Source organism: Paraburkholderia phenoliruptrix (genome assembly GCF_019511605.1).
Lineage (GTDB): Bacteria > Pseudomonadota > Gammaproteobacteria > Burkholderiales > Burkholderiaceae > Paraburkholderia > Paraburkholderia phenoliruptrix_A.
Map to the genome: position 1 here is coordinate 46,273 of NZ_JAEUAV010000031.1, position 25,530 is coordinate 71,802.

23 protein-coding genes and 1 tRNA gene are annotated in these 25,530 nt (G+C 64.0%); 9 read left to right on the forward strand and 15 right to left on the reverse strand.

The annotated features are described in order from the left end of the window. The first annotated feature begins 29 nt into the window (after positions 1-29). Positions 30-106 (forward strand) — tRNA-Pro (locus tag JNB89_RS27540). 16 nt (positions 107-122) lie between these two features. Here JNB89_RS27540 and JNB89_RS27545 read toward each other — a convergent pair. Continuing rightward, positions 123-290, reverse strand: coding sequence for a hypothetical protein (locus JNB89_RS27545; protein ID WP_220364305.1), 168 nt, complete (start codon positions 288-290; stop codon positions 123-125). 23 nt (positions 291-313) lie between these two features. On the opposite strand from JNB89_RS27545, the gene JNB89_RS27550 reads away from it, so the two are divergent. The 7 genes from JNB89_RS27550 (at position 314) to yacG (ending at position 7,419) form a co-directional block, all read left to right on the forward strand. Further along, entirely contained in the window at positions 314-1,609 is a 1,296-nt protein-coding gene (locus JNB89_RS27550) for an HlyC/CorC family transporter (protein ID WP_013340560.1), read from the forward strand. Between the two features lie 293 nt (positions 1,610-1,902). Further along, the gene (locus JNB89_RS27555) at positions 1,903-3,195 is read left to right on the forward strand and encodes a GspE/PulE family protein (protein WP_220364306.1); all 1,293 of its coding nucleotides are present in this window, start codon (positions 1,903-1,905) and stop codon (positions 3,193-3,195) included. Continuing rightward, the gene (locus JNB89_RS27560; RefSeq protein WP_220364307.1) at positions 3,192-4,421 is read left to right on the forward strand and encodes a type II secretion system F family protein; all 1,230 of its coding nucleotides are present in this window, start codon (positions 3,192-3,194) and stop codon (positions 4,419-4,421) included. Before JNB89_RS27555 ends, JNB89_RS27560 begins: the two co-directional genes overlap by 4 nt. Before the next feature lie 27 nt (positions 4,422-4,448). Further along, positions 4,449-5,402 carry a prepilin peptidase gene (locus tag JNB89_RS27565; RefSeq protein WP_220364308.1) on the forward strand — a complete coding sequence of 318 codons (954 nt, stop codon included), beginning with the start codon at positions 4,449-4,451 and terminating at the stop codon, positions 5,400-5,402. Between the two features lie 3 nt (positions 5,403-5,405). Next, a complete protein-coding gene (coaE, locus tag JNB89_RS27570) occupies positions 5,406-6,008 on the forward strand; it encodes a dephospho-CoA kinase (protein WP_220364309.1) in 603 nt (200 codons plus the stop codon). A gap of 330 nt (positions 6,009-6,338) precedes the next feature. Continuing rightward, on the forward strand, positions 6,339-7,094 hold the full coding sequence (gene zapD / locus JNB89_RS27575) for a cell division protein ZapD (protein ID WP_013340565.1): 756 nt from the start codon (positions 6,339-6,341) through the stop codon (positions 7,092-7,094). A 127-nt stretch (positions 7,095-7,221) separates the two neighbouring features. Then, complete coding sequence (gene yacG / locus JNB89_RS27580; protein WP_025602202.1) at positions 7,222-7,419, forward strand: DNA gyrase inhibitor YacG; 198 nt, start codon at positions 7,222-7,224, stop codon at positions 7,417-7,419. 133 nt (positions 7,420-7,552) lie between these two features. Here the strand turns inward: yacG and mutT are convergent, their stop codons facing one another. The 4 genes from mutT to secA form a co-directional block, all read right to left on the reverse strand. Next, on the reverse strand, positions 7,553-7,978 hold the full coding sequence (gene mutT, locus JNB89_RS27585) for an 8-oxo-dGTP diphosphatase MutT (protein ID WP_220364310.1): 426 nt from the start codon (positions 7,976-7,978) through the stop codon (positions 7,553-7,555). After that, entirely contained in the window at positions 7,975-8,844 is an 870-nt protein-coding gene (locus tag JNB89_RS27590) for an ATP-binding protein (protein WP_013340568.1), read from the reverse strand. Before JNB89_RS27590 ends, mutT begins: the two co-directional genes overlap by 4 nt. 38 nt (positions 8,845-8,882) lie before the next feature. Then, positions 8,883-10,124, reverse strand: coding sequence for a bifunctional glutamate N-acetyltransferase/amino-acid acetyltransferase ArgJ (argJ, locus tag JNB89_RS27595; protein WP_013340569.1), 1,242 nt, complete (start codon positions 10,122-10,124; stop codon positions 8,883-8,885). A 164-nt stretch (positions 10,125-10,288) separates the two neighbouring features. Next, the gene (gene secA, locus JNB89_RS27600; protein WP_220364311.1) at positions 10,289-13,099 is read right to left on the reverse strand and encodes a preprotein translocase subunit SecA; all 2,811 of its coding nucleotides are present in this window, start codon (positions 13,097-13,099) and stop codon (positions 10,289-10,291) included. A 290-nt stretch (positions 13,100-13,389) separates the two neighbouring features. On the opposite strand from secA, the gene JNB89_RS27605 reads away from it, so the two are divergent. Then, positions 13,390-13,875 carry a DciA family protein gene (locus JNB89_RS27605; protein WP_135893089.1) on the forward strand — a complete coding sequence of 162 codons (486 nt, stop codon included), beginning with the start codon at positions 13,390-13,392 and terminating at the stop codon, positions 13,873-13,875. An 84-nt stretch (positions 13,876-13,959) separates the two neighbouring features. Here JNB89_RS27605 and lpxC read toward each other — a convergent pair whose 3' ends face one another. The 10 genes from lpxC to murD form a co-directional block, all read right to left on the reverse strand. After that, complete coding sequence (lpxC, locus tag JNB89_RS27610) at positions 13,960-14,877, reverse strand: UDP-3-O-acyl-N-acetylglucosamine deacetylase (protein WP_041729115.1); 918 nt, start codon at positions 14,875-14,877, stop codon at positions 13,960-13,962. A gap of 294 nt (positions 14,878-15,171) precedes the next feature. Next, positions 15,172-15,675: a peroxiredoxin gene (locus JNB89_RS27615; RefSeq protein WP_220364312.1), complete on the reverse strand. Its 504-nt coding sequence runs from the start codon at positions 15,673-15,675 to the stop codon at positions 15,172-15,174. Between the two features lie 233 nt (positions 15,676-15,908). Beyond that, complete coding sequence (gene ftsZ / locus JNB89_RS27620; protein WP_013340574.1) at positions 15,909-17,105, reverse strand: cell division protein FtsZ; 1,197 nt, start codon at positions 17,103-17,105, stop codon at positions 15,909-15,911. A 117-nt stretch (positions 17,106-17,222) separates the two neighbouring features. Next, entirely contained in the window at positions 17,223-18,455 is a 1,233-nt protein-coding gene (gene ftsA / locus JNB89_RS27625; RefSeq protein ID WP_013340575.1) for a cell division protein FtsA, read from the reverse strand. 27 nt (positions 18,456-18,482) lie between these two features. After that, a complete protein-coding gene (locus tag JNB89_RS27630; protein ID WP_013340576.1) occupies positions 18,483-19,235 on the reverse strand; it encodes a cell division protein FtsQ/DivIB in 753 nt (250 codons plus the stop codon). 36 nt (positions 19,236-19,271) lie between these two features. Next, entirely contained in the window at positions 19,272-20,225 is a 954-nt protein-coding gene (locus JNB89_RS27635; RefSeq protein WP_220364313.1) for a D-alanine--D-alanine ligase, read from the reverse strand. Between the two features lies 1 nt (position 20,226). Next, complete coding sequence (gene murC / locus JNB89_RS27640; protein ID WP_220364314.1) at positions 20,227-21,630, reverse strand: UDP-N-acetylmuramate--L-alanine ligase; 1,404 nt, start codon at positions 21,628-21,630, stop codon at positions 20,227-20,229. Beyond that, positions 21,627-22,745, reverse strand: a complete 1,119-nt coding sequence (gene murG / locus JNB89_RS27645) for an undecaprenyldiphospho-muramoylpentapeptide beta-N-acetylglucosaminyltransferase (RefSeq protein WP_220364315.1) — start codon at positions 22,743-22,745, stop codon at positions 21,627-21,629. The genes murC and murG overlap by 4 nt, the downstream gene beginning before the upstream one ends. After that, the gene (ftsW, locus tag JNB89_RS27650; protein ID WP_220364316.1) at positions 22,742-24,010 is read right to left on the reverse strand and encodes a putative lipid II flippase FtsW; all 1,269 of its coding nucleotides are present in this window, start codon (positions 24,008-24,010) and stop codon (positions 22,742-22,744) included. The genes murG and ftsW overlap by 4 nt, the downstream gene beginning before the upstream one ends. Next, positions 24,007-25,521, reverse strand: a complete 1,515-nt coding sequence (gene murD, locus JNB89_RS27655; protein WP_220364317.1) for a UDP-N-acetylmuramoyl-L-alanine--D-glutamate ligase — start codon at positions 25,519-25,521, stop codon at positions 24,007-24,009. The genes ftsW and murD overlap by 4 nt, the downstream gene beginning before the upstream one ends. Between the last annotated feature and the right edge of the window lie 9 nt (positions 25,522-25,530).

Below are 25,530 nucleotides of genomic sequence, written 5' to 3' on the forward strand. Positions count from 1 at the left end.
TTAGTCTGAATCGAGTTCGCAGTACATTTCGGGGTGTAGCTTAGCCTGGTAGAGCGCTACGTTCGGGACGTAGAGGCCGGAGGTTCGAATCCTCTCACCCCGACCAGATTTGCCTTGTTACTTCAAGGCTCGAAAAACCGCCCAGCTTGCTCGGCGGTTTTTTGTTTTTGCGGCGCCTTTTCCTCAACCGTCACGCCGCCAGCATGTCCGGCCCGGGGGTACAAAGCGCAGCGCTCGCGCGCGCCGCGGGCGGCTTGCACAGCCCCCTCTGCTATATTCTCCTCATCCATCCTCCCTCTATCCTTCACGACGCGTGGAACAACTTCCCTTATGGGCGCAGATTGGCGCCGTCTTCCTGCTGCTCATCTGCTCGAGCTTCTTCTCGATTTCCGAAACGGCGATGATGGCGCTCAACCGCCATCGGCTCAAGCATCTTGCCAGCAAGAACGCGCTCGGCGCGAAGACCACGCAGGGTTTGCTGGCGCATACCGATCAACTGCTGAGCGTTGTGCTGATCGGCAACAATCTGTTTAACACCATCATTCCGGTGCTCACCACGTCGATCGCGTTGCACACGTTCGGGCGCAACAACGTGGTCCTGTCCATCGCGACCGGCATCGTCGCGTTCCTTATCATCGTCTTCGCCGAGATCACGCCGAAGATCGTGGGCGCGACCTTCCCCGAGAAGATCGCGCTGCCCGCGAGTCTGCTGATCGCGCCGATGATGCGCGCCGCCAAACCGCTCGTCTGGTTCGTCAACCTGTTCGCCACCGGCATCCTGCGGGTGCTGCACATCAACACCGAGGGCGCGCGCGACCAGCGCCTTTCCGCCGAGGAGCTGCGCACCATCGTGCTCGAGTCCGGCAGCTTCATGCCGACCAAGCACCGCAGCATTCTGCTCAATCTGTTCGACCTCGAAAACATCTCCGTGGACGACGTGATGATCCCGCGCCGCCGCATTGAAGCGCTCGACTTCGACGCACCGTTCGAACAGATCTTGCATCAGCTCGAAACCTGCTATCACAACAAGCTGGTCGTCTATCAGGGCGACATCGACCGCGTGCTCGGCGTGCTGCACGTTCGCAAAACGCTCGCCGCCCTGCACAACCAGGAACTGGAGCGCGAGACGCTGCGCGAACTGCTGACGGAGCCATACTTCGTGCCGACCGGCACACCGGTGTTCCAGCAGCTTCAGTATTTCCAGGAGAGCCGCCACCGCATCGCTCTCGTCGTCAACGAATACGGCGAACTGCAAGGACTCGTCACGCCAGAGGACATCATCGAAGAACTGATCGGCGAGTTCACCACGTCGATTCCGCGCGGCGCCAGCTCGCGCGGCGGCTGGAACGAGCATGGCGAATGCATCGTGGCAGGCTCCATGCCGCTGCGCGAATTGAACCGCTGGCTTCAACTTACGCTGCCGACGGATGGGCCGAAAACGCTCAACGGTTTGATCCTCGAAATTCTCGAAGACATTCCCGATGGCGACGTCTGCGTGCAGATCGGCGACGTGAAGCTCGAAGTGATGCGCAGCGACGACCAGGCGATCCGCACCGTCAAGCTGTTTAAACCGCCGGCGCGCGCGAAAGGCAAGGCGCTGCTCAGCTAGCGGCCGGCTGGCACAGCGCCGGCACAACCGTTCGCTTCGCGCTCGCGCTTTACGACGACGCCTGAAACAATCGCCGCGCGTTCGGCGCTCATTCGGTGCGGGTTCCTCACGCATCACACACACATTCCAACCGCATTGAGTTCGAGCCTGCCGGTCGCTTCTCCGACCGGCACGCCGAGCATCGCATACGCCCGCGGCGCGCGCCATTAGCCGAATGGCCGAATGTCACTCAGACGCGGTTTGCCGGACACTGGCGCCCTCGTGTTCTACAGGCGGCGCATCGCCGGCGTTTCATGCAACCTCATATCCAGCCTGCCGCACTGCCGCGGCCGCTGTCACCCGACGGCGAAAGCGCCTCGCGCACCAAGCCCGGCGCATTTCCCGCCGATGCAGGCGCGGCAACGCTCAACGATCCGGACAGTGCGCCCGCCGTACGTCTTCTGACTGACACGCTGCGGGAAGCGACGCGCCGCAACGCGTCGGATCTGCATATCGAGCCGGCCGAGAACAGCTGGCGCGTGCGCCTGCGCATCGACGGCGTGCTGCATGAGATGGCACCGCCCCCGGCGCACTTGCGCGACGCGTTCATCACACGCGTGAAGGTTCTCGCGCGCATGGACATTGCCGAGCGTCGTGTGCCACAAGACGGCCGGCTGCGCATCGCCACGTCGCCTGGCCGAGTGGAGGACTACCGCGTCAACTCGCTGCCCACCCTATTTGGAGAAAAGCTCGTGCTGCGCCGGCTCGATGCATTGCCCGCCGATCTTTCCCTCGACTCTCTCGGCCTCGACGCGCAGCAACGCGAAGCTGTCGACTCGGCGATCCGCGCGCCTCATGGTCTCGTGCTTGTCACGGGGCCGACGGGTAGCGGCAAGACGCTTTCGTTGTACTGCTTCCTGAACCTGCTCAACAGTGAGGCGCGCAATCTGTGTTCCGTAGAAGACCCTGCGGAGATTCAGTTGGCCGGCATCAATCAGGTGAGCGTGCGCGAGAAGGCCGGGCTGACGTTTGCGGTAGCGCTGCGCGCATTTCTGCGTCAGGACCCAGACGTCATCATGGTGGGCGAGATTCGCGACGAAGAGACGGCAGACGTGGCCGTCAAGGCCGCGCAAACCGGCCACCTCGTTCTCTCGACGCTGCACACGAACGACGCGCCGGCTGCCGTGGCCCGTCTGATCGACATCGGCGTCGCACCGTACAATCTGGCCGCCGCGCTGCGCATGGTCACCGCTCAACGGCTGGTGCGCCGCCTCTGCGCGGCGTGCCGTGCCCCTGCACCGCAGTCGGCGGCGGCGCTTCGTGCTGCAGGTTTCGCCGAAGCTGAGCTCGCCGGTTGGCAACCGTTCGCGCCGACGGGCTGCGCGGCCTGCCACGGCATCGGCTATCGGGGTCGCGTCGGTGTCCATCAGGTCATGCCAGTCTCGGATGCCATGCGTGAGCTGATCGTCGCGCGCGCGAGTACGCAGGAACTCGCACGGCAGGCGCATAGCGAAGGGGTCGGCACGCTGCGGGACGCGGCCTTGGCTCTGGTGCGCATCGGCACCACCAGCCTCGCCGAGGCGCTGGCCGCGACGGAGAGCGCATGAACAGGCCGCCAGCGGGCGCGCCAGTAGCGACCGAGACCCGCTTCCGGTGGCGCGGCGTCGACGCCCACGGCAGCCGCAAGACCGGCGCGCTCATCGCACCGGACGCAGGCACCGCTCGCGCGCTGCTCAAGCGCGAGAACCTGTTTGTGGTCGACCTGATATCAGAGGGACCGGCGCCCCGTGCGAAAGCGAGCGCCGCCGAGGTCACGCTGTTCACGCGGCAGCTAGGGAGCCTGTTGCGGGCCGGCTTGCCGCTAGCGCCCGCGCTCGATCTACTCGCACAGCCGCAAAACGCACGGCGCGCCGGTATGCCACGTATCGTCGGCACACTTGCGCGGGACATTACGGCCGGCCTGCGTTTTTCGGCTGCGTTGCAGCGGCACCCGGCGCAGTTCAACGCGCTGTATTGCCAGCTCGTCGAGGTCGGCGAGGCAGCGGGCGCACTTCCGGCAGTTCTCGCGCGGATCGCCGACGATCGCGAGCGCGCCGCCGCCCAACGCGCCAAAGTGCGCGCGGCGTTGACATATCCGCTGGCGATCCTGCTGCTGGCTCTCGCAATCACCGCTGCGTTGCTGGTTTGGGTAGTGCCCACGTTCAAGCAGATTTTCGACGGCTTCGGTGCCCGCCTGCCTGCGCCCACGCTGTTCGTGTTGGCCCTGTCGGCCGGCGTGGCGAGGTGGAGCGTGCCGGCCGTGGCGCTCGTCGTCGCCGCAGGCTCGGCAGTGACGTTTCTGCTGCGACGTTCGGAAGCGGCGCGTATCCGCTTCGCTCGGCTATCGCTGAAAATGCCGGTCGCCGGGACGCTGCTCGCCACGCTTTGCGCAGCGCGCTGGAGCCGCGCGCTCGGCACCTTGCTCTCGGCCGGCACGCCTCTCGCCGACGCCTTCGATTCGTTGACCCACGCCACCGGCAATGCTTTTTTCGACCGTGCGACCGTCGACATCGCCGCCCGGCTGCGCCGCGGCGAGCGGCTTGCCGCCGCCATGCGCGCGGCACGCTGTTTTCCGGCCGAAGTCGTGCAGCCAATCGCAGTTGCCGAGGAGTCCGGAGCAATCGACACAATGCTGCTCGACGTGGCTTCGCTTGCCGATCGTCAGGTAGACGAAAAGATCGGCACGCTGTCGAGCCTGTGCGAACCGCTTGTCATCATTGTGCTGGGAGCGCTTGTCGGCGGTCTTGTCATCGCGATGTATCTTCCCATTATTCAACTCGGCAACGTGGTGTAGCATCGCAGCCGAATCCATCATTTATCCATGCGGGCAACTCTTTCACTCGTGGCAGAAACGTCATCCAGCCTGCTTTCGGGCTCACTTCTGAACCTGCTGCCAGGACATCTGGCGGCCGGTTCAGGTCAGGCATTCGGCAGCCTGCCCGCCGTTTTGCAGTTTGCGTTTGCGATCGTCTTCGGCCTCGCGATCGGCAGCTTCCTGAATGTAGTCGTGCACCGTGTGCCGATCATGCTCGAACGCGCATGGCGGCTCGAAGTGAGTGAGGCGACCGACGAGCCTCTGGAAGAAGACGGCTTGCCGGCCCGCTACAACCTGTGGGTGCCGCGTAGTGCATGCCCTCACTGCGGGCACGTGCTGCGGGCGTGGGAGAACGTGCCCCTGCTGAGTTACCTGTTCCTGCGCGGGCGTTGCTCCGCGTGCAAGGCGCACGTGAGCCTGCGTTATCCGCTGCTCGAGGCCGGCAGCGCGGCGCTCGCCGCGGCCGCATTGGCGCTGTTCGGCCCGACGCTGCCTGCGCTCGCGGCGTTTGGTCTGTGCGCGGCATTGCTCGCGATGAGCGCGATCGACATCGACACGCATCTGCTGCCCGACTCCATGACGCTGCCGCTGCTGTGGGCCGGCATCATCGTCAATTTCAACGGCATGTTTGCGAGCCTCCACGACGCGGTGCTCGGCGCTATCTTCGGGTATCTGGTGCTATGGGCCGTGCACTGGCTGTTCCGGCTGGTGCGAGGTATCGACGGCATGGGTTACGGCGACTTCAAGCTGCTCGCAGCGCTGGGCGCGTGGCTTGGCTGGGCGGCGCTTCCTCAGATCGTGCTCGTCGCCGCGGTCGCCGGCGCCGTCGTGGGCCTTGCGGCAACGTGGCGCGGCCGCATGCGCTTCGAAGAGCCGCTGCCCTTCGGACCATTTCTCGCCGCGGGCGGTGGGCTCACCCTCTTTCTCGGCACACCGCTTTACCGGGCTCTAGGAGGCTGAAGCATGTTCGTCGTCGGATTGACTGGCGGAATCGGCAGCGGCAAATCGACCGTGGCGGACCTGTTCGCGGCGCACGGTGTGCCCATCGTCGACACTGACGTGATCGCGCATCGCGTGACTGCGCCGCACGGTATCGCGATGCCGCAGATCGCCGCCGAGTTCGGCAACGCGTTCGTCGCGGCCGACGGCTCGCTCGACCGTGCGCGCATGCGGGCACTCGTCTTTAGCGACGACGCCGCGCGCAAGCGCCTCGAGAACATCACGCATCCGCTGATTCGCGCGGAAACCGAGCGCGAGCAACGCGAGGCCAAGGGACCGTACGTGATCGTCGTGGTGCCGCTGCTCGTGGAGTCGGGCAACTGGAAAAACCGTGTGAACCGCGTGCTCGCCGTGGATTGCAGCGTGGAGACGCAGATCTCCCGCGTGATGAGCCGCAATGGCTTTAGCCGCGAGCAGGTGCTTGCAATCATCGCGCGCCAGGCGACCCGCGAAGCACGCCTTGCCGCCGCAGACGACGTGATCGTGAACGACAACACGCCGCTGGCCACACTTGCGGCACGAGTGGACGCGCAGCATCTCGCGTACCTGGGGTTAGCGGTGGCGTAGTTGGCGTGGTCGCCGCAGTTGCGGAAGCCGCGACAACCAGCCCACCGCCCATCACCTCACAGTCCGCATCCACCCACGGCCGCACCGGCGCAGAGCTGCAAAATTCTGCCGCCACATTGGCCAACCAGAAAAGCTGGCGCGTCCGGTAGTCCGCTTGGCGCGAATTGTTGAACTTCGGCACTTTCCGCATGCCGAAGCTGCAGAAAACAGCCGGAAACACGCGGAAAAGTTTGCTTGAGCACGCGCAAAACGCGCGTGATTGCTAGGGTAGTCCCACGGCATTAGAATGTCCTGCATTCCCGTCACCGACCACGCCCGAGGCGAGCCCGCTTGATCCTTTACGAGTACCCCTTCAACGAGCGAATCCGGACGCTATTGCGCCTCGAAGATCTGTTCGAGCGCTTCACGTTCTTTCTGACGCAGGAAGACGCCAGGGAACACCACGTCGCACTGACCACGCTGTTCGAGATCTCCGAGGTAGCGGGTCGCGCGGATCTCAAGTCGGATCTGATGAAGGAACTCGAGCGGCAGCGGCAAACGCTGGCGCCGTTTCGCGGCAATCCCGGAATCGAGCAGAACGCGCTCGAGGCCGTGCTCGGTGAAATCGAGCAGACCCTGGCGGGGCTCTCGCAAATGCAGGGGAAAACCGGGCAGCATCTTGCAGAGAACGAATGGCTTGCCAGCATCCGCAGCCGGGCAATCATCCCGGGCGGTACCTGCAAGTTCGACCTGCCGTCCTACTACGCGTGGCAACAGCTTCATCCCGACCAACGCCGGCAGGACATCGCCAAATGGGTCACCCCACTTCTGCCGCTGCGCGACGCCGCCACCATCGTGCTGCGGCTTGCACGCGAGTCCGGTCAGGCGTCCAAGGTCATGGCTATGGCGGGCAGCTATCAGCAAATGCTGTCGGGCCGCTCATACCAATTGATGCAGGTGCGCGTCGCCCCCGAGTTGCGCGTAATTCCCGAGGCCAGCGCCAATAAATACATGCTGTGGGTGCGCTTCACGGTGCAGGACGGTGATCTGCGTCCGCGTGCAGTAGATGTGGACGTGCCCTTTCAGCTCACACTCTGCAGCCTGTAAGTTGGCTCCGTAGCACCGTCAGACAGATTCGAATCGAGCAGGCGGTCTCGCTCGCCCGCGCCTTTGAAGCGGCGAGAAATGCCCTTATATTCGATACTTGTTCCATTTGCACTGACTGCCTGCCCGTATGCCAACCGTCGTCAAATGCCCTACTTGCGGAAAGGACGTCCGCTGGACGCCCGAAAGCAGGTTTCGCCCTTTTTGCTCCGAGCGCTGCAAACAGATCGATCTTGGCGCCTGGGCCGCCGAGAAGTACAAGATCGGCGGAACCGACCAGGAAGCGCCGTCGGACGAGACGCCAGGCGGGGACTACAACCCGCACTGACCGACACGCCGCACAGTTAGCGCCCGCGGCTGCCTTGTGGCGCGCGACAACCGGCGCCCGCCGTGTGTCGCGGAGCGCGTAACGAGACCGCACACGCCCGCAGCGCACACCACGCACCGCGCTTGAGCGCCACCTATTCCGTGTGCTCCGCCGCGAGCCATTCCAGCACGGGAATGGTGGCCGGCAGCAGCGGCGAAACCTCCGCCGGCAACGCCTGCCAGACGAACGCCTGACCTTCGCGGCCGTGCGGCTCGCCGGTCCACTGCGTCACCTTGCAGAAAAAGAGCCGCACATAGGCGTGCGGATAATCGTGTTCGAGCGTATGCCATAAGTTGCACGCCTTGACGTCGATACCGAGCTCCTCGTGCAACTCGCGTGCGAGCGCCGCCTCGACGGTTTCCCCCGCTTCCAGCTTGCCACCTGGGAATTCCCAGTAGCCTTCGTACGGCTTGCCTGCCGGACGCTGCGCCAACAGATAGCGCCCATCCGGCTGCACGAGCACGCCGACAGCGACCTCCGTGACGGGGCGGCCGGCCGCATTCTTCTGGGCGTCGCTCATGACTGCGATTTCCGGCCGGACCAGTCGCGTGCAAACTGCCATGCGACACGCCCCGAACGTGAGCCGCGCTCGAGCGCCCACACCAGCGCGTCGCCGCGGGCCGCTTCGACTTCCGCGTCGTTGCAGCCAAAATGCCGCAACCAGTGCGCAATGATCGACAGGTAGTCGTCCTGCTTGAAGGGGTAAAAGCTGACCCACAAGCCGAAACGTTCTGACAGCGAGATCTTTTCTTCGACAAGCTCGCCGGGGTGGATCTCACCATCGGACGTGTGCTTGTAAGTCTCGTTGTCGCTCATGTACTCGGGCAGCAAATGGCGGCGGTTCGACGTCGCGTATATCAGCACGTTGTCCGACTGGGCGGCGACCGAACCGTCGAGCGCGACCTTGAGCGCCTTGTAGCCCGACTCGCCGTCTTCGAACGAAAGGTCGTCACAAAACACCACGAAGCGTTCCGGCCGCTGCGCGATCAGTTCGACAATGTCGCCGAGATCGTGCAGATCGTCCTTGTCCACTTCGATGAGACGCAGGCCGTCTTTGGCGTACGCGTTCAGACAGGCCTTGATCAGCGACGACTTGCCGGTGCCGCGCGCGCCCGTCAACAGCACGTTGTTGGCCGGCAGCTTGTGCACGAACTGGCGCGTGTTCTGCTCGATCAGCGCTTTCTGACGATCGATGTTTTGCAGATCGTCCAGCGTGATCGTCGAAATGGCCGGCACCGCTTGCAGATAGCCGCGCCCCTGGCGCTTGCGCCAGCGGAAAGCGACCGCCGCCGACCAGTCGATCTCAGGCGCGGCGGGCGGCAGCATGGCTTCCAGGCGCACGAGCACAGCTTCGGCCCGTGTCAGAAACTGTTCGAGTTTGTCCATGACAATGAATGAGCGGCGAGCGCCGCGTAATGAACCGGTTACGAGCGGTAGTCGGCGTTGATGCTCACGTAGTCGTGCGACAGATCGCAAGTCCAGATCGTGGCTTGCGCATCGCCGCGGCCGAGCACGACGCGAATGCCGATCTCGCTCTTCTTCATGACGCGCTGACCGTCTTCCTCACGGTATGCCGGGTTGCGGCCACCGGCTGTGGCAACTAGCACGTCGTCCAGATACAGATCGATCTTGCCGACGTCGAGATCGTCGATGCCGGCATAGCCGATGGCGGCCAGAATGCGGCCAAGGTTCGGGTCCGATGCATAGAACGCCGTCTTCACGAGCGGCGAATGGCCGATCGCATACGCAATCTGGCGACATTCGCCGACGCTCGAACCGCCTTCCACATGAACCGTCATGAACTTGGTCGCGCCTTCGCCGTCGCGCACGATCAGTTGCGCAAGCGTCTGCGCGACTTCGGTCACCGCATCGCGCAACGCAGCGTAAGCGGGCGAGTCGGTGGAGGTGATCGCCGGCAGGCTGGATTTGCCCGACGCAATCAGGATGAACGAATCGTTGGTGGAGGTATCGCCGTCGATCGTAATGCAGTTGAACGAACGGTCCGCCACGTGTTTGACGAGCGCGTCGAGCACCGGCTGCGCAACGGCGGCGTCGAACGCGAGAAAGCCGAGCATGGTCGCCATGTTCGGCTTGATCATGCCGGCACCCTTGCTGATGCCGGTCAGCGTGACGGTATGCCCTTCAATCGTGACCTGGCGCGAGGTTGCCTTCGGCAGCGTGTCGGTGGTCATGATTGCCTGCGCGGCGTCGTACCAGTTCGCTTCCTTGCGGTTGGCCAACGCGGCGGGCAAGCCCGCCTTCAGACGGTCGACCGGCAGCGGCTCGAGAATCACACCCGTCGAAAACGGCAGCACCTGTTCGGGGGCGATGTCGGCGAGCCGCGCGAGTTCCGCGCAGGTCTCGCGTGCATGTGCGAGGCCCGGCTCGCCGGTGCCCGCATTTGCGTTGCCAGTGTTGATCACGAGCGCCCGAATCGGCTTGCCGCCGGCGCGCACGCGCTGCAGATTCTCGCGGCAGACGGTGACCGGCGCCGCGCAGAAGCGATTTTGCGTGAACACGCCACCTACCGTCGCGCCTTCGTCGACGGAAATGACGAGCACGTCCTTGCGGTTCGGCTTGCGGATGTTCGCCTCTGCCCAACCGAGCGTGACGCCGGCGACGGGATGCAGTTGAGCGGGATCGATCGAAGGGAAATTGACAGCCATGGTCGCGACCTGTCGAAGAAATGCCGGCGGGCGCCGGCATTGAGGGAAACGGAACTGGTGGCTCGGTCAGGAAGCCGTGCCACCGCGCAATCAACAACACAACACGGTGCGAAAGAGCTGCTGTAAAGCGAGGCGGCGCGCCTCGAAGCGCGCCGCCTTCGACATCAGGCGATCTTGCCGTGACACTGCTTGTACTTCTTGCCGCTGCCGCACGGGCAGGGATCGTTGCGGCCGACTTTCGGCACGCCGTCTGCGCCGACCGGCGACGCCGCCTGCGGCGCCGAGCCATGGCTCATCGCGTCGCCGATCATCGCAGCGGTGGCCGCTTCCGCGGCGGCGGGCGCGGCAGCCGAAGCCTCGGCAAACTCGGCGTGGCGGAATTCGACGTTCTCGAGGTGGCCGCCCTGCTCTTCCATCTGCTCGGCGGCCTGCTCCAGCTGCTCGGACGACTGGATCTGCACGTTCATCACCACGCGGGTGACTTCGAGCTTGACCGCGTCCAGCATCGCCGCGAACAGTTCGAACGCCTCGCGCTTGTATTCCTGCTTCGGATTCTTTTGCGCATAGCCACGCAAATGGATGCCCTGGCGCAGATGATCGAGCGCGGCCAGATGTTCGCGCCAGCTGCGGTCGAGCGTTTGCAGCATGATGGAACGTTCGAACGCGCTGAACGACTCGCGGCCCACCAGTTCGACCTTCGCCTCGTAGGCTTCGTCTGCGGCGGCCTGCACGGCTTCGAGAATCTCGTCGGACGTGATCGAGTTCGACTCGTTGATCATTTCCTGGATCGCGAGGTCGAGCTGCCATTCGTTGCGCAGCACTTCTTCGAGTTCCGGCACGTCCCACTGTTCTTCAATGCTGCCCGGCGGCACGAACTGGTGAACGATGTCCGCAATCACGCCATGACGCATTGCGCCGATGGTTTCGGTAATGTCGTTCGCCTCGAGCAGTTCGTTGCGCTGCTGGTAGATCACCTTGCGCTGATCGTTCGAGACGTCGTCGTATTCGAGCAGTTGCTTACGGATATCGAAGTTGCGCGCCTCGACCTTGCGCTGCGCCGATTCGATGGAACGCGACACGATGCCCGCTTCGATCGCCTCGCCTTCCGGCATTTTCAGGCGGTCCATGATCGCGCGCACGCGGTCGCCGGCAAAAATGCGCAACAGCGGATCTTCCAGCGACAGGTAAAAGCGCGACGAACCTGGGTCGCCCTGACGGCCCGCGCGGCCGCGCAACTGGTTGTCGATGCGGCGCGACTCGTGGCGCTCGGTGCCGATAATGTGCAGACCGCCCGCCGCCTTCACCTGATCGTGCAGCGCCTGCCATTCGTCGTGCAGTTGCTTGATGCGGCGCTGCTTCTCGTCGTCAGGAATCGTCTCGTCCTGTTCGATGAACGACGCCTGCTTCTCGGCATTGCCGCCGAGCACGATGTCGGTACCGCGACCGGCCATGTTGGTGGCTATCGTAATGCGCTTCGGACGCCCCGCTTCCGCCACGATCTCCGCTTCGCGCGCGTGCTGCTTCGCGTTCAGCACTTCGTGCGGCAAACCAGCCTGCTTGAGCAGATGCGAAAGGAGTTCCGAATTTTCGATGGACGTGGTGCCGACCAGAACCGGCTGCCCGCGCTCATAGCAATCGCGGATGTCGCGGATCACCGCGTCGTAGCGTTCCTTCGCGGTCTTGTAGATCTGATCCTGCTTGTCGATCCGCTTGGGTGGACGGTTGGTCGGGATCACGACCGTTTCGAGACCGTAAATCTCGTTGAATTCGTACGCTTCGGTGTCGGCCGTGCCGGTCATGCCGGCCAGCTTCGCGTACATGCGGAAGTAGTTCTGGAACGTGATCGAAGCGAGCGTCTGGTTCTCGCTCTGAATCTTCACGTGTTCCTTCGCCTCGACGGCCTGGTGCAGACCGTCCGACCAGCGGCGGCCGGCCATCAGGCGGCCCGTGAATTCGTCGACGATAATCACTTCGCCGTTCTGCACCACGTAATGCTGGTCCCGATGGAACAGCGTGTGTGCGCGCAGCGCCGCGTACACGTGGTGCATCAGCGTGATGTTTTGCGGCGCGTAGAGGCTTTCGCCCTCGCCGATCAAGCCCCATTCGGCGAGCAGGCGCTCGGCCTTTTCGTGGCCCGATTCGGTCAGGAACACCTGGCGGCCTTTTTCGTCGAGCGTGTAGTCGCCCGGCTTTTCGACGCCGGTGCCGTCGGCCTTCTCTTCGCCGATCTGGCGCTCGAGCAGCGGCGGCAGCGCGTTCATGCGCACGTAAAGTTCGGTGTGGTCTTCGGCCTGACCGGAGATGATGAGCGGCGTACGCGCTTCGTCGATCAGGATCGAGTCCACCTCGTCGACCACGGCGAAGTTGAGCCCGCGCTGCACGCGCGCTTCCGGCTCGTACACCATGTTGTCGCGCAGGTAGTCGAAGCCGAACTCGTTGTTGGTGCCGTACGTGATGTCCGCGGCGTAGGCTTGCTGCTTCGCGCCGTGATCCATCTGCGACAGATTGATGCCGACCGACAGCCCGAGGAAGTTGTAGAGGCGCGCCATCCACTCGGCGTCGCGCTGCGCGAGGTAGTCGTTCACCGTGACGACGTGGACCCCGCGGCCAGACAGCGCGTTCAGGTACACGGGCAGCGTGGCGACCAGCGTTTTACCCTCGCCGGTGCGCATTTCGCCGATCTTGCCGTAGTGCAGAACCATGCCGCCGATCAGCTGCACGTCGAAGTGGCGCATTTTCAGCACGCGCTTGCTTGCCTCGCGGCACACCGCGAACGCTTCCGGCAGGATCTTGTCGAGCGACTCGCCGCTCGCGACGCGCTGGCGGAATTCGTCCGTTTTGGCGCGCAGTTGGTCGTCCGTCAATTGCTCGATCTGCGGCTCGAGCGCATTGATCGCCGCGACGGTCTTTTGATATTGCTTGACTAGCCGCTGGTTGCGGCTGCCAAAAATCTTCTGTAGAAAACCGGTGGTCATCGGATCGGTGTCTGCGTCGCGGCTTCGGCTGGTTGGCGGGCATGCGGTTCCCGCATGCGCGCTCCGGGGTCAGAAGGGCCTCGGCGGCTTAGTCCAAGAGTGAATTCGAATCGGGGATTTTAGCACGCGCCCCCGCCCACGCCTGTGTCGACGGCGCGACGCGCGGCGGGCACCGAAGCCCGCCGCGCCGCGCTTTGACGGTGCGACAACGTGCGGCGCTCGCCGCACCTTGCACGGTACAATCGCGGCGTATCTTCACATGTGGTGCGCCCACGCCGCTACTCTCGAACATGAGCCGTTCTCCCTCGTTTTCAAGGCCGCCGCCCAAGCAGTTCAACGTGCGCCGGCCGCAGCCGGTCGTCGAGGTGCTCAACCGCACCGACGCGTTTGCCGCGCTGCGCGCGGGCGTCGAGCAGATCGCCGCGCTCGAGAAGGACTTGCGCGACCTGCTGCCCGACTATCTGGCGACGAGCGTGGAACCCGGTTTCATCAAGGAAGGCGTGCTGGCGCTCTTTGCCGCGCACAATGCCCTCGCGGCGCGCCTGCGGCATCTGGAGCCGCGGCTGCTGGCGGATCTGCAACAGCGCGGCTGGCCGGTGAATGCACTGCGCATCCGGGTCCGCCCGCAGCCCGCCAGACAACCGCCGCCCGAAAAACAGGCGCGCATGACGCCTGCCGGGGCCGACGCGTTGCACGCGCTCAGCGAATCTCTGGCGCCCTCGCCTTTGCGCGAAGCGCTGGCCAGAATGGCGGCGCGGCATCGGAAAAATCGCTGAACAAAAAAATAAGCGGCTCATATGAGCCGCTTATTTTTCATGCACCCGCTTCGGAAATTTCACCCACCACGCGATGCCAGTTCCTTACCCAAAAGCCGTCTGCGTCTCATACGCAAAGCCTCGCGGGGCCTTTTGCGTGTCTTCGAACGTAACGATCTCGTAGGAATCTTCATGCGCGAGCAGTTCGCGCAGCAGCGCATTGTTCAGGCCGTGGCCCGACTTGTATGCGTTGTACGAAGCCAGCAGCGGATGCCCGACCACATACAGGTCGCCAATGGCGTCCAGCATCTTGTGCTTCACGAACTCGTCGTCGTAGCGCAGTCCGTCGTTGTTCAGGATGCGGTATTCGTCGAGCACGATCGCGTTGTCCATGCTGCCGCCGCGCGCAAGACCCAGCTCCCGCATCATCTCGACTTCATGCGCGAAGCCGAACGTGCGGGCGCGCGCGATTTCGCGCACGTACGACGTGTTGGCGAAATCCACTTCCAGCGCCTGGCCGGTTTTGTCGACCGCCGGGTGACGGAAATCGATCGTGAACTTGAGCTTGAAACCGAAATACGGGTCGAGCCGGGCGAACTTGTCGCCGTCGCGAATCTCAACCGGCCTGGTGACCTTGATGAACTTCTTTGCCGCGTTCTGTTCTTCGATTCCCGCTGATTGAATCAGAAACACGAACGAGCTGGCGCTGCCGTCCATGATGGGAATTTCTTCGGCAGTGACGTCGACATACAGATTGTCGATGCCAAGACCGGCGCAGGCGGACATCAAATGCTCGATGGTCGAAACGCGCGCGCCGTCTTTCTGCAACACTGAAGCAAGACGCGTATCGCCAATCGCCATGGCCGACGCAGGAATGTCCACGGGCGTGGGCAAATCCACGCGCGAGAACACGATGCCCGTATCCGGCGCTGCCGGCCGGAGCGTCAGGTTGACTTTACGGCCGGAGTGCAAACCGATGCCGACTGTCTTGACGATTGATTTGATAGTGCGCTGCTTCAACATGGTGATCTTGTTTTCGATTGAAAATCCCAATCGGGACTTTTTGTTCCATAGCACGAATTATACTCCATAACCCTAAGGAGCGTCTTCGCGCGGAACGTATCAATCTGTTTCGCTGCGTTACCCGCGTTTTTCAACGGGCGCCCGTGAGGGAAAGCGTGACGGGCCGGCGTCCGGAACGGAGGCGTTTCCGGTCGTCGGCCCGCGTAACGGCCTGTCACAAAGCGTCGTTTCCGCCGTTGCCGTTGCGCCACACGATGAACCGCGTGCGAGGCGAAGGCGCTGACGCTTACATAACTAGCTCAACGTCGCGAGGATACTCCCTGCATCGCTCACTTCGAATTTGCCGGCAGCCTCGACATTCAACGTCTTGACCACGCCGTCGTCGACAACCATTGCGTAGCGCTGGGAACGGATTCCCATGCCGCGCGCCGACAGATCCTGCTCGAGACCGAGCGCTCGTGTGAAAGCCGCACTTCCGTCCGCCATCATGCGCACCTTGCCCGAGGCGTGCAGATCGCGTCCCCACGCGCCCATTACGAACGCGTCGTTCACGGACACGCACCAGATTTCGTCGACACCGGCCGCGCGCAACTGCTCGGCGTGTTCGATATAACCCGGCACATGTTTGGCCGAACAGGTCGGCGTGAAAGCGCCTGGCAATCCGAAGATCACCACGCGCTTACCCGCCGTCTGCTCGCGCACGTCGAAGCTGTTAGGCCCGATCGTGCAGCCCGCGCGGTCGTCTTCGACATACTCGAAGAGCGTTGCGTCGGGCAGCTTGTCACCAGCTTGAATCATGCTCAGTCCTTTGCGTCGATGCGAAGCATCGTTCGCACGTCATCGTGTCGCAGTGAGTCGGCGACAGTCGCCCAATCCGCTTCGCGATTCCGAAGAGGGCACTTGTCCTTGCCGCGAATCCCACGATACGCGGCTTGTTTGCCGTTCACCCGCCACGCTCGGGCATTCGTCCGCCAACGCCGTCAAGCCAGGAATGCCCCGGCGGCGCGGCAGCGAAAGCCTGCCCCGTGCGCTCAGTCCGCCTGCTTGCGCAGGAATGCCGGAATGTCGTACGTGTCGACGCCCTTTTCCTGCAGCGCCTGCACGTGCGAAGCCGCGGTGTCGCGCGACGTGCGCCATACCGCCGGCGTATCCAGCGCGCCGTAGTCGGCGGTGCTGGCGTGCGACGGCGTTGCATACGTAGCGTGCTGTGCGCTGATCGGCTGGTTGTCGGTACCGGTGCGCAGCAAGGTCATCGGAGCGGACTGCTGCTTCTTCGCCGCACGGCCCAGACCCGTTGCCACCACGGTCACGCGCAGCGCGTCGCCCATTGCATCGTCGTACACCGCGCCGAAAATAACCGTGGCGTCTTCTGCGGCGTAGCTCTTGATGGTGTTCATCACTTCGCGCGTTTCCGACAGACGCAGCGAACGGCTCGACGTGATGTTGACCAGCACGCCGCGCGCGCCCGACAGATCCACGCCTTCCAGCAGCGGGCTCGCAACGGCCTGCTCGGCTGCCAGACGCGCGCGATCGACGCCGGCCACCGTCGCCGTGCCCATCATCGCCTTGCCCTGCTCGCCCATCACCGTCTTCACGTCTTCGAAGTCAACGTTCACCAGACCGTCGACGTTGATGATTTCCGCGATGCCGGCCACTGCGTTGTTCAGAACGTCGTCAGCGCACTGGAAGCACTTGTCCATTTCGGCGTCGTCGCCCATCACCTCGAACAGCTTGTCGTTCAGAACGACGATCAGCGAGTCGACGTGATCCTCCAGTTGCTGCGAACCGGCTTCTGCTACACGCATGCGCTTGCCGCCTTCGAACTCGAACGGCTTGCTGACCACGCCAACGGTCAGGATGCCCATTTCTTTGGCGATCTGCGCAACCACGGGTGCTGCGCCCGTACCCGTGCCGCCGCCCATGCCCGCGGTGATGAAGACCATGTGCGCGCCACGCAGTGCGTCGGCAATACGCTCGCGTGCTTCTTCCGCTGCGGCGCGGCCCATTTCCGGCTTGGCGCCGGCGCCCAAACCCGTGTTGCCCAACTGGATCACCGCGGTGGCGCGCGAACGCGACAAAGCCTGCGCGTCCGTGTTCATCACGATGAAGTCGACGCCTTGCACGCCTTTGTTGATCATGTGCTGAACAGCATTGCCGCCAGCGCCACCTACTCCGACCACCTTGATGATGGTGCCGTTCGTTTCGGTTTCCAGCATTTGGAAATCCATGATGCCTCCGTCAAGATAAAAAATTGCAGCCACTCGGCCGTTATTCGGCAGGAGATCGGGCAACCTCCTGTCGCGCGCCAGCCGCCGGCACCAGCGCGTATTTCGAAAATGAATGCGTTAGAAGTTGCCGAGGAACCAGTCCTTCATGCGCGTGAACACCTGGCCCATCGAGCCCGACTGCACCGCGACCTTGCGGCCGCGCATGCGCTGCGAGCGTCCTTCGACGAGCAGGCCCATTGCCGTCGAATAGCGCGGATTGCGCACCACGTCGGCGAGACCGCCCGCATACTCGGGCACGCCGATACGCACTGGCTTGAGGAAAATGTCCTCGCCCAGTTCGACCATGCCGAGCATCATCGACGCGCCGCCCGTCAGCACGACGCCCGAGCTCAGCAGTTCCTCGTAACCCGACTCGCGCACCACCTGCTGCACGAGCGAAAACAGTTCTTCGACACGCGGCTCGATCACCGCTGCCAGCGCCTGGCGCGACAGCGTGCGCGGACCGCGCTCGCCGAGGCCCGGCACCTCGATCATTTCGTCCGGATCGGCGAGCGCCTGCTTGGCGATGCCGTAATCCACCTTGATGTCTTCCGCATCCGGCGTCGGCGTGCGCAAGGCCATCGCGATGTCGCTCGTGATCTGGTCGCCGGCAATCGGAATCACCGCGGTGTGGCGAATCGCGCCTTCGCTGAAGATCGCGATGTCGGTCGTGCCGCCGCCGATGTCCACCAGCACCACGCCCAGTTCCTTTTCGTCTTCCGTCAGCACCGCGAGCGACGACGCGAGCGGCTGCAGAATCAGATCGTTCACTTCGAGCCCGCAGCGGCGCACGCACTTCACGATGTTCTGCGCCGCGCTCACCGCGCCGGTGACGATATGCACCTTCACTTCGAGGCGAATGCCGCTCATGCCGATCGGCTCGCGCACGTCTTCCTGACCGTCGATGATGAATTCCTGCGTGAGGATATGCAGCACCTGCTGGTCGGTCGGAATGTTGATGGCCTTCGCCGTTTCGATCACGCGCGCCACATCGGCCTGCGTGACTTCCTTCTCCTTGATCGCCACCATGCCGCTCGAATTGAAGCTGCGAATGTGGCTGCCGGCGATGCCGGTGAAGACATTGGTGATCTTGCAGTCGGCCATCAGTTCGGCTTCTTCCAGCGCGCGCTGAATGGACTGCACGGTGGCTTCGATGTTCACCACCACGCCTTTCTTGAGCCCCTTCGATTCGCTCTGGCCGAGGCCGATCACCTCGTAGTGACCTTCGCCCTTCAGCTCGGCGACGATGGCCACGACCTTCGACGTCCCGATGTCGAGGGCGACCAGCAGATCTTTATAGTCTTTACTCATAGCGTGCTCATTGCGTGTGATGTCCGTTTACTTCTTGCCCTTGTCGGGTTCGCTGATAAAGCGCATGCCAGCGGCACGAATCGCGAAACCGTTCGGATAGCGCAAGTCCGCATACTCGATATCCTTTCCCCAACGTTGCGTCACCGCGTTCCAGGCCGCGGTCAGCCGCTTGCTGCGGTCGAGCAGCGTGTCCTGATTGCGTTCGCGCCCCAGCTCCACCTGCATGCCGTTGGACAGCTTCACTGTCCACGCGTAGCGCGGCGACAGCGTGACTTCTTCCGGCGTGGCGTCGAGCGGCGCAAACCACTTCTGAAAGTCGTGATAACGCGCGACCACTTCCTTGGCCGTGCCGTCCGGGCCGTCGAATGCGGGCAGCTCTTCTTCGAGCTCGCCCTGGTTCGCGGTGAACAGCTCGCCGTCGACGCTCACCAGCTGATCGCTGCCCCACGTGCCAAGCGGCTTGTACTCTTCCAGCGTGACAGCCAGCGCGTTCGGCCAGACCCGTCGCACGCTCGCGTGGCGCACCCACGGCATCTGTTCGAACGCCTGGCGCGCGACGTCCAGGTCGACCGTGAAGAAGTTGCCCTTCAACCGCCCGACGACGCCCGCGCGCACCGTCGGCGAATTGATGTGCTCCGTATCGCCGTCGATCTGGATCTCGCGCAGCGCGAAATTCGGGCGCTGGATCAGCCAGTAACCGCCCGCCGCCAGCAGCACGAGCACCAGCAACGCATGCAATGCGCTGGCGGCGAGATTGAGCTGGCGAACGTTGTTCCACATGGTGTTGCTTTCGGGTTGCCCCGCTTAGTGCTTCGATTAGTCCTTCAAGGTCAGCGCCAACACGCCGACCACCAGTTCCTGATAGCTGATGCCGACCGCACGCGCCGCTTTCGGCGGCAGCGAGTGATCGGTCATGCCGGGCGCCGTATTCACTTCCAGGAAGTACGGGTTGCCGTCGGCGTCGAGCATGAAATCGGCGCGGCCCCAGTCGGTGCAGCCGAGCACGTCGAACGCGCGGCGCGCCAGCACTTTCATGCGCGCTTCCTCGTCCGGCGTGAGACCGCACGGAATCAGATACTGCGTGTCGTTTGCGATGTACTTCGCGTGATAGTCGTAGAACTCGCCGGCCGGCACGATGCGAATGACGGGCAGGTCCAGATTGCCCGCGATGCACGCGGTGTATTCGCCGCCGCCCTCGATGCTCTTCTCCACCACCACGATCCTGTCGTACTTCACCGCCTCGACGAGCGCCGCGGGCAGCGCGTCCGCGCTCTTCACCTTGATCACGGCGACGCTCGAGCCTTCGCTTGCCGGCTTCACGAAGAGCGGCAAACCGAGTTTCGCGACAATGTCTTTCGCGCGCGCTTCGTAGTCGTCGCCGCGCATCACGGCTTCGAACGGCGGCGTCGGAATGCCGAGTTGCTGCCACACGAGCTTGGTGCGGAACTTGTCGAGTCCGAGCGCCGAACCCAGCACGCCGCTGCCCGTGTACTTGATGCCGTAGAAATCCAGCGCGCCCTGAATCTGGCCGTTCTCGCCGTAGCCGCCATGCAGCGCGTTGAACGCGCGCACGAAGCCTTCTTCCTTCAGTGCGGCAAGCGGACGCTCGGACGGATCGAACGGATGCGCGTCCACGCCGGCGTCGCGCAGACCTTGCAGCACGAGGCGCCCGGAATTGAGCGAGACCTCGCGCTCGGCGGAATTCCCGCCGAGCAGCACGGCCACCTTGCCGAATTTCTTCGCGAGTTGATCTGACTGATTACTGCTCATCTCACACCTTCGTTTCCTGAGCGAGACGAACCGGCACACCGCCGATCGAACCCGCGCCCATCGTGATCACCACATCGCCGTCGCGCACGATCGCTGCGAGCGCGCCCGGCACTTCGTCCACCGTATCGACGAACACCGGCTCGACCTTGCCCGCCACGCGCAGCGCGCGTGCGAGCGCGCGGCCGTCCGCTGCGACGATCGGCGCTTCGCCGGCCGAATACACCTCGGTCAGCACCAGCGCGTCGACGGTCGACAGCACCTTTACAAAGTCTTCGAAACAGTCGCGCGTGCGCGTAAAACGGTGCGGCTGGAACGCGAGCACGAGACGCCGCCCCGGAAAAGCGCCGCGCGCCGCCGCAACCGTGGCCGCCATCTCGACCGGGTGATGACCGTAGTCGTCGACCAGCGTGTAGGCGCCCCGCGTTTGGCCGTCGGCAATGACGGGCACTTCGCCATAGCGCTGGAAGCGCCGGCCCACGCCGTTGAAGTCCGCCAGCGCCCGCTGGATGTCGGCGTCTTTCACTTCGAGTTCAGTGGCGATCGCGATGGCGGCGAGCGCGTTCTGCACGTTGTGCTCGCCCGGCAGGTTCAACGTGATGTCGAGCGGCGCGGCGTCTTCGCGCATCGCGGTGAAATGCATCTTGCCGTCGCGCGCTTCTACGTTGACCGCGCGCACCTGCGCGTCCGGCGCGAAGCCATAGCGAATGATCGGCTTGGAGACGAACGGCAGAATCTCCTTCACGTTGGGGTCGTCGACGCACAGCACGGCAATGCCGTAAAACGGCAGACGGTGCGTGAATTCGATGAACGCCTGCTTCAGGCGCGCGAAGTCGTGGCCGTAGGTGTCCATGTGATCGGCGTCGATGTTCGTGATGACTTCGATCACCGGAAACAGATTCAGGAACGAAGCATCCGACTCGTCCGCTTCGGCGACGATGAAGTCGCCCGTGCCGAGCCGTGCGTTCGCGCCGGCGCTGATCAGCCGTCCGCCAATCACGAAGGTCGGGTCGAGTCCGCCTGCGGCCAGCACGCTTGCCACGAGCGACGTCGTAGTGGTCTTGCCGTGCGTGCCGGCAATGGCGATGCCCTGCTTCAGGCGCATCAGTTCGGCGAGCATCACCGCGCGCGGCACGATCGGAATGCGACGATGCCGCGCCGCCAGCACTTCGGGGTTGTCGCTGCGCACCGCCGTCGAGACGACCACGGCGTTAGCACCTTCTATGTTTTCCGCCGCATGCCCGATCGCAATGCGCGCGCCGAGCGCGGCGAGGCGATCCGTCACGGCATTGCTCGAAAGATCCGAGCCGCTCACCTGATAGCCGAGGTTGACCAGCACCTCGGCGATGCCGCTCATGCCGACACCGCCGATGCCGACAAAGTGAATATGTTTGACGATGTGTTTCATTGCTTTCCTTCTGGGCTCGCGCCCGAAATCGAACCCGCCACGCTCGCGCAAATCTGCGCGACCTGTTGCGTGGCGTCGGGTTTCGCGAGCGAGCGCGAACGCTCCGCCATGTCCGCGAGACTTTCCCGCGTCTGGCTGCGCAACCAGTCGGCGAGTTTTTCCGCCGACAGATCGCGTTGTTGCACGACCAGCGCCGCGCCGTTGTCGGCGAGAAACGCTGCATTGGTGGTCTGGTGATCGTCCACCGCATACGGGAACGGCACGAACAACGCAGCCACACCTACCGCCGAAATCTCCGACACCGTCATTGCACCCGAGCGGCAGATCACGAGATCTGCTTTTTCGTAGGCGCTCGTCATGTCGTCGATGAACGGCACGAGTTGCAGATCCGCGCCTGTTTGCAGGCCGGCTGCCGCGTAGTTCCTGGTCAGATCGTCGATATGCTTCGCGCCTGCCTGATGCACGATGTGCGGCCGTTCGTCGGGGCGCAGCAGCGCAATCGCGCGCGGCACCACTTCATTGAGCGCCGCAGCACCCAGACTGCCGCCCACTACCAGCACATTCAGCGGACCCTTGCGTTCTGCATAGCGTGCTTTGGGCGCAATCGCGCGTGCAAGTTCCGCACGAATCGGATTGCCGGTCCATTCGCCGCGTGGCAGCGCATTCGGAAAGGCGACGAGTACGCGTTTCGCGAGTTTGGCGAGCACCTTGTTGGCGAGGCCTGCAATCGAATTCTGTTCGTGCAGCACGAGCGGTCGGCCGCTCAACGCAGTCATGAGGCCGGCCGGAAACGTGATGTAGCCGCCCATGCCGAGCACCACGTCGGGCTTCACGCGACGCAGCACGCTCAAACTCTGCGTGCACGCGCGCAGCAGATTCATCGGCAGCATGAGCTTGGTTTTCAGGCCTTTGCCGCGCAGTCCGCCAAAGCGCACGTATTCCATCGGAATGCCGTGTTTCGGTACGAGCGTCGCTTCCATGCCCGCGGGGTTGCCGAGCCATACGACCTTCCAGCCCCACGCCTGCATCAGGTGCGCGACCGCGAGCCCCGGGAACACGTGTCCCCCGGTGCCGCCGGCCATCACCATCAGCGTGCGTTGCTGCGTGAGGGTCATACTTTGCCCCCGCGCATCAGCACCCGGTTCTCGTAGTCCACCCGCATCAGCACCGCAACTGCGACGCAGTTCAACAGAATGCCCGAGCCGCCGTAACTGACGAGCGGCAAGGTCAGACCTTTGGTCGGCAGCAAGCCGAGATTCACGCCCATGTTGATGAAGGTCTGCGCGCCGAACCAGATACCGACGCCCTTGGCCACGAGACCCGCGAACGTCCGGTCGAGCGCAAGCGCCTGACGGCCAATCTCAAACGAACGGCGCACGATCCAGTAAAACATCAGGATCACGACGAGCACCCCGACGAAGCCAAGTTCTTCGCCGATCACCGCGAGGATGAAGTCGGTATGCGCTTCCGGCAGATAGTTGAGCTTCTCGACGCTACCGCCGAGGCCCACGCCGAACCACTCGCCGCGGCCAAAGGCGATCAGCGAGTGCGTCAATTGATATGCCTTGCCCTGCGCGTAGCGGTCGTCCCACGGATCGAGATACGCAAAGATCCGCTCGCGCCGCCACGGCGACGCCCACACCAGCAAGCTGAACGTGCCGACCGCCGTGGCGACCAGCCCGCCGAACAGCTTGCCGTTCACGCCGCCGAGAAACAGCAGTCCCATGGCAATCGCGGCGATCACCATGAACGCGCCCATGTCCGGCTCGAGCAGCAGCAGCGCACCGACGAGGCCGACCGCCATCGCCATCGGCAAAAAGCCCTTGGCGAAGCTGTGCATGTATTCCTGCTTGCGCACGGTGTAGTTCGCCGCGTAGATCGTCACCGCGAGCTTCATGATTTCCGACGGCTGCATGTTCGTGATACCGAGCGGAATCCAGCGGCGCGCGCCGTTCACGCCCTTGCCGACGTGCGGGATCAGCACGATCACGAGAGCAGCGAGTGCGATCAGGAACAGCTTGGGTGCGTACTTGTCCCACGTCGAGATCGGGATGCGGAAGGACACGACGCCGACCACGGCGCCCATCACCACGAAAATCAACTGGCGCACGAGGAACGCGTAGTCGCGGTACGCCGCGTACTTCGGCGAATCGGGCATTGCGATCGACGCCGAGTACACCATCACCACGCCGAGCCCGAGCAGCGCGACCACCACCCACAGCAGCGAGTGATCGTAGTCGAGCATGCGTGAGCGCAGCGGCCGCACGCCGTTCACGGCGCTCGCAAGACCGCTGCCGCCCGTGCGGGAACCGACGCGCGCGGCGCCGGCAGCCTCACCCGAGCCGCCCGCGCGTAGACCGAACCGTTCCGACCAGCTCATATCATCGTCCCCCGTTCGGCCGCAATCTCTTCCACCGTGCTGCGAAACACCGCTGCGCGATGCGCGTAACCCTTGAACATGTCGAAGCTTGCGCACGCCGGCGAGAGCAGCACGGCGTCGCCCGGTTGCGCGAGCGCGGCGGCCGCACGCGTCGCTTCTTCGAGCGTGGCGTGATCCGTAATGGCGATGCCGGTGTCTTCGAGCGCCGCGCGAATCTGCGGCGCGTCGCGGCCGATCAGCATGACGCCGCGGCACCAGCGCATGACGGGCGCGGCGAGCGGTTCGAAATCCTGACCTTTGCCGTCGCCGCCCGCAATCAGCACGACGCGTTGCGCGAGACCGTCGAGCGCGGCGACGGTAGCGCCCACGTTGGTTCCCTTGCTGTCGTCGACGTAGTCGATGCCGTCGATGGAAGCGATCAGTTCCACGCGATGCGGCTCGCCGCGATACTCGCGCAAGCCGTGCAACAACCGCGCGGCAGGCAAGCCGATCGCCCGCGCAAGCGCATACGCGGCCAGCGCGTTGGCGGCGTTGTGCAAACCGCGAATGCGCAATGCGTCCGCGGGCATCAGACGCTTGAGCGCAATGTTCGGCGGCGCGACCGCTTCGTTCTTGCGACGCCGCTTCGGCGCGGGTTCGTCGCTGGCATCGAGATCGTGCGCTTCGACGAGCCAGATCATGCCGTTATCGCGCAGCAAGCCGTAATCGCCGCCGTTCTTCGGCTCGGTTACGCCGAACGTGACCATCTCGGCGTCGCTCGACTCGGAAGGCGCGAGCGCCATGACGCGCGCGTCGTCGCGATTGAGCACGCGTACGGTTTGTGTACCAAAAATGCGGCCCTTGGCGGCGGCGTAGGCATCCAGACCGCCATGCCAGTCGAGGTGATCCTGCGTGATGTTGAGAATCGCGGCCGCGTCCGGTTCGAAGGTGTGCGAGGTTTCGAGCTGGAAGCTCGATAGTTCGAGCACCCACACGTCGGGTAGCGCGGTGTTGTCGATGGCTTCGCTCAGTTTGTCGAGCAGCGCCGGACTGATGTTGCCCGCCACCGCAACCTTCTTGCCCGCACGCTCGCAGAGCAGGCCGGTCAGACTGGTGGTCGTGGTCTTGCCGTTCGTGCCGGTAATGGCGACCACTTTCGGCGCGTAGCCGTTTTCGCCCAGCGTTCTGAGCGCTTGTGAAAACAGTTCGAGCTCACCCCACACCGGGATGCCCTGCTCGCGCGCCGCGGTGATGAGCGGCAACAGGTCGGCCGCAAGCGGCGACAGACCAGGACTGATGGCAACGAGCTCTACCCCTTCCAGCAGCACCGGCGAAAACGGGCCGCCCACGAACGCGGCGTCGACGCCGTGCGCTTCCAGCGCGGACAGATTCGGCGGCACCTCGCGCGTGTCGGCCACACGCAGCCGACAGCCGTGCCGCGCGCACCAGCGCGCCATCGCGAGACCGGATTCACCCAGTCCCAGCACGAGCACCATCGGCTTTTGCCGATCCCGAAACTTCTCGCCGAACATCGTCTGCTT

Bases quoted from the DNA above. Each gene is read 5' to 3' on its own strand.
- murC (WP_220364314.1), bottom strand. From the start codon at position 21,630: ATGAAACACATCGTCAAACATATTCACTTTGTCGGCATCGGCGGTGTC.
- JNB89_RS27565 (WP_220364308.1), top strand. From the start codon at position 4,449: ATGCGGGCAACTCTTTCACTCGTGGCAGAAACGTCATCCAGCCTGCTT.
- ftsW (WP_220364316.1), bottom strand. From the start codon at position 24,010: ATGAGCTGGTCGGAACGGTTCGGTCTACGCGCGGGCGGCTCGGGTGAG.
- JNB89_RS27605 (WP_135893089.1), top strand. From the start codon at position 13,390: ATGAGCCGTTCTCCCTCGTTTTCAAGGCCGCCGCCCAAGCAGTTCAAC.
- JNB89_RS27545 (WP_220364305.1), bottom strand. From the start codon at position 290: ATGGATGAGGAGAATATAGCAGAGGGGGCTGTGCAAGCCGCCCGCGGC.
- JNB89_RS27615 (WP_220364312.1), bottom strand. From the start codon at position 15,675: ATGATTCAAGCTGGTGACAAGCTGCCCGACGCAACGCTCTTCGAGTAT.
- ftsA (WP_013340575.1), bottom strand. From the start codon at position 18,455: ATGAGTAAAGACTATAAAGATCTGCTGGTCGCCCTCGACATCGGGACG.
- murD (WP_220364317.1), bottom strand. From the start codon at position 25,521: ATGTTCGGCGAGAAGTTTCGGGATCGGCAAAAGCCGATGGTGCTCGTG.
- coaE (WP_220364309.1), top strand. From the start codon at position 5,406: ATGTTCGTCGTCGGATTGACTGGCGGAATCGGCAGCGGCAAATCGACC.
- JNB89_RS27560 (WP_220364307.1), top strand. From the start codon at position 3,192: ATGAACAGGCCGCCAGCGGGCGCGCCAGTAGCGACCGAGACCCGCTTC.
- JNB89_RS27635 (WP_220364313.1), bottom strand. From the start codon at position 20,225: ATGAGCAGTAATCAGTCAGATCAACTCGCGAAGAAATTCGGCAAGGTG.
- JNB89_RS27630 (WP_013340576.1), bottom strand. From the start codon at position 19,235: ATGTGGAACAACGTTCGCCAGCTCAATCTCGCCGCCAGCGCATTGCAT.
- murG (WP_220364315.1), bottom strand. From the start codon at position 22,745: ATGACCCTCACGCAGCAACGCACGCTGATGGTGATGGCCGGCGGCACC.
- JNB89_RS27590 (WP_013340568.1), bottom strand. From the start codon at position 8,844: ATGGACAAACTCGAACAGTTTCTGACACGGGCCGAAGCTGTGCTCGTG.
- secA (WP_220364311.1), bottom strand. From the start codon at position 13,099: ATGACCACCGGTTTTCTACAGAAGATTTTTGGCAGCCGCAACCAGCGG.
- yacG (WP_025602202.1), top strand. From the start codon at position 7,222: ATGCCAACCGTCGTCAAATGCCCTACTTGCGGAAAGGACGTCCGCTGG.
- lpxC (WP_041729115.1), bottom strand. From the start codon at position 14,877: ATGTTGAAGCAGCGCACTATCAAATCAATCGTCAAGACAGTCGGCATC.
- argJ (WP_013340569.1), bottom strand. From the start codon at position 10,124: ATGGCTGTCAATTTCCCTTCGATCGATCCCGCTCAACTGCATCCCGTC.
- ftsZ (WP_013340574.1), bottom strand. From the start codon at position 17,105: ATGGATTTCCAAATGCTGGAAACCGAAACGAACGGCACCATCATCAAG.
- JNB89_RS27555 (WP_220364306.1), top strand. From the start codon at position 1,903: ATGCAACCTCATATCCAGCCTGCCGCACTGCCGCGGCCGCTGTCACCC.
- mutT (WP_220364310.1), bottom strand. From the start codon at position 7,978: ATGAGCGACGCCCAGAAGAATGCGGCCGGCCGCCCCGTCACGGAGGTC.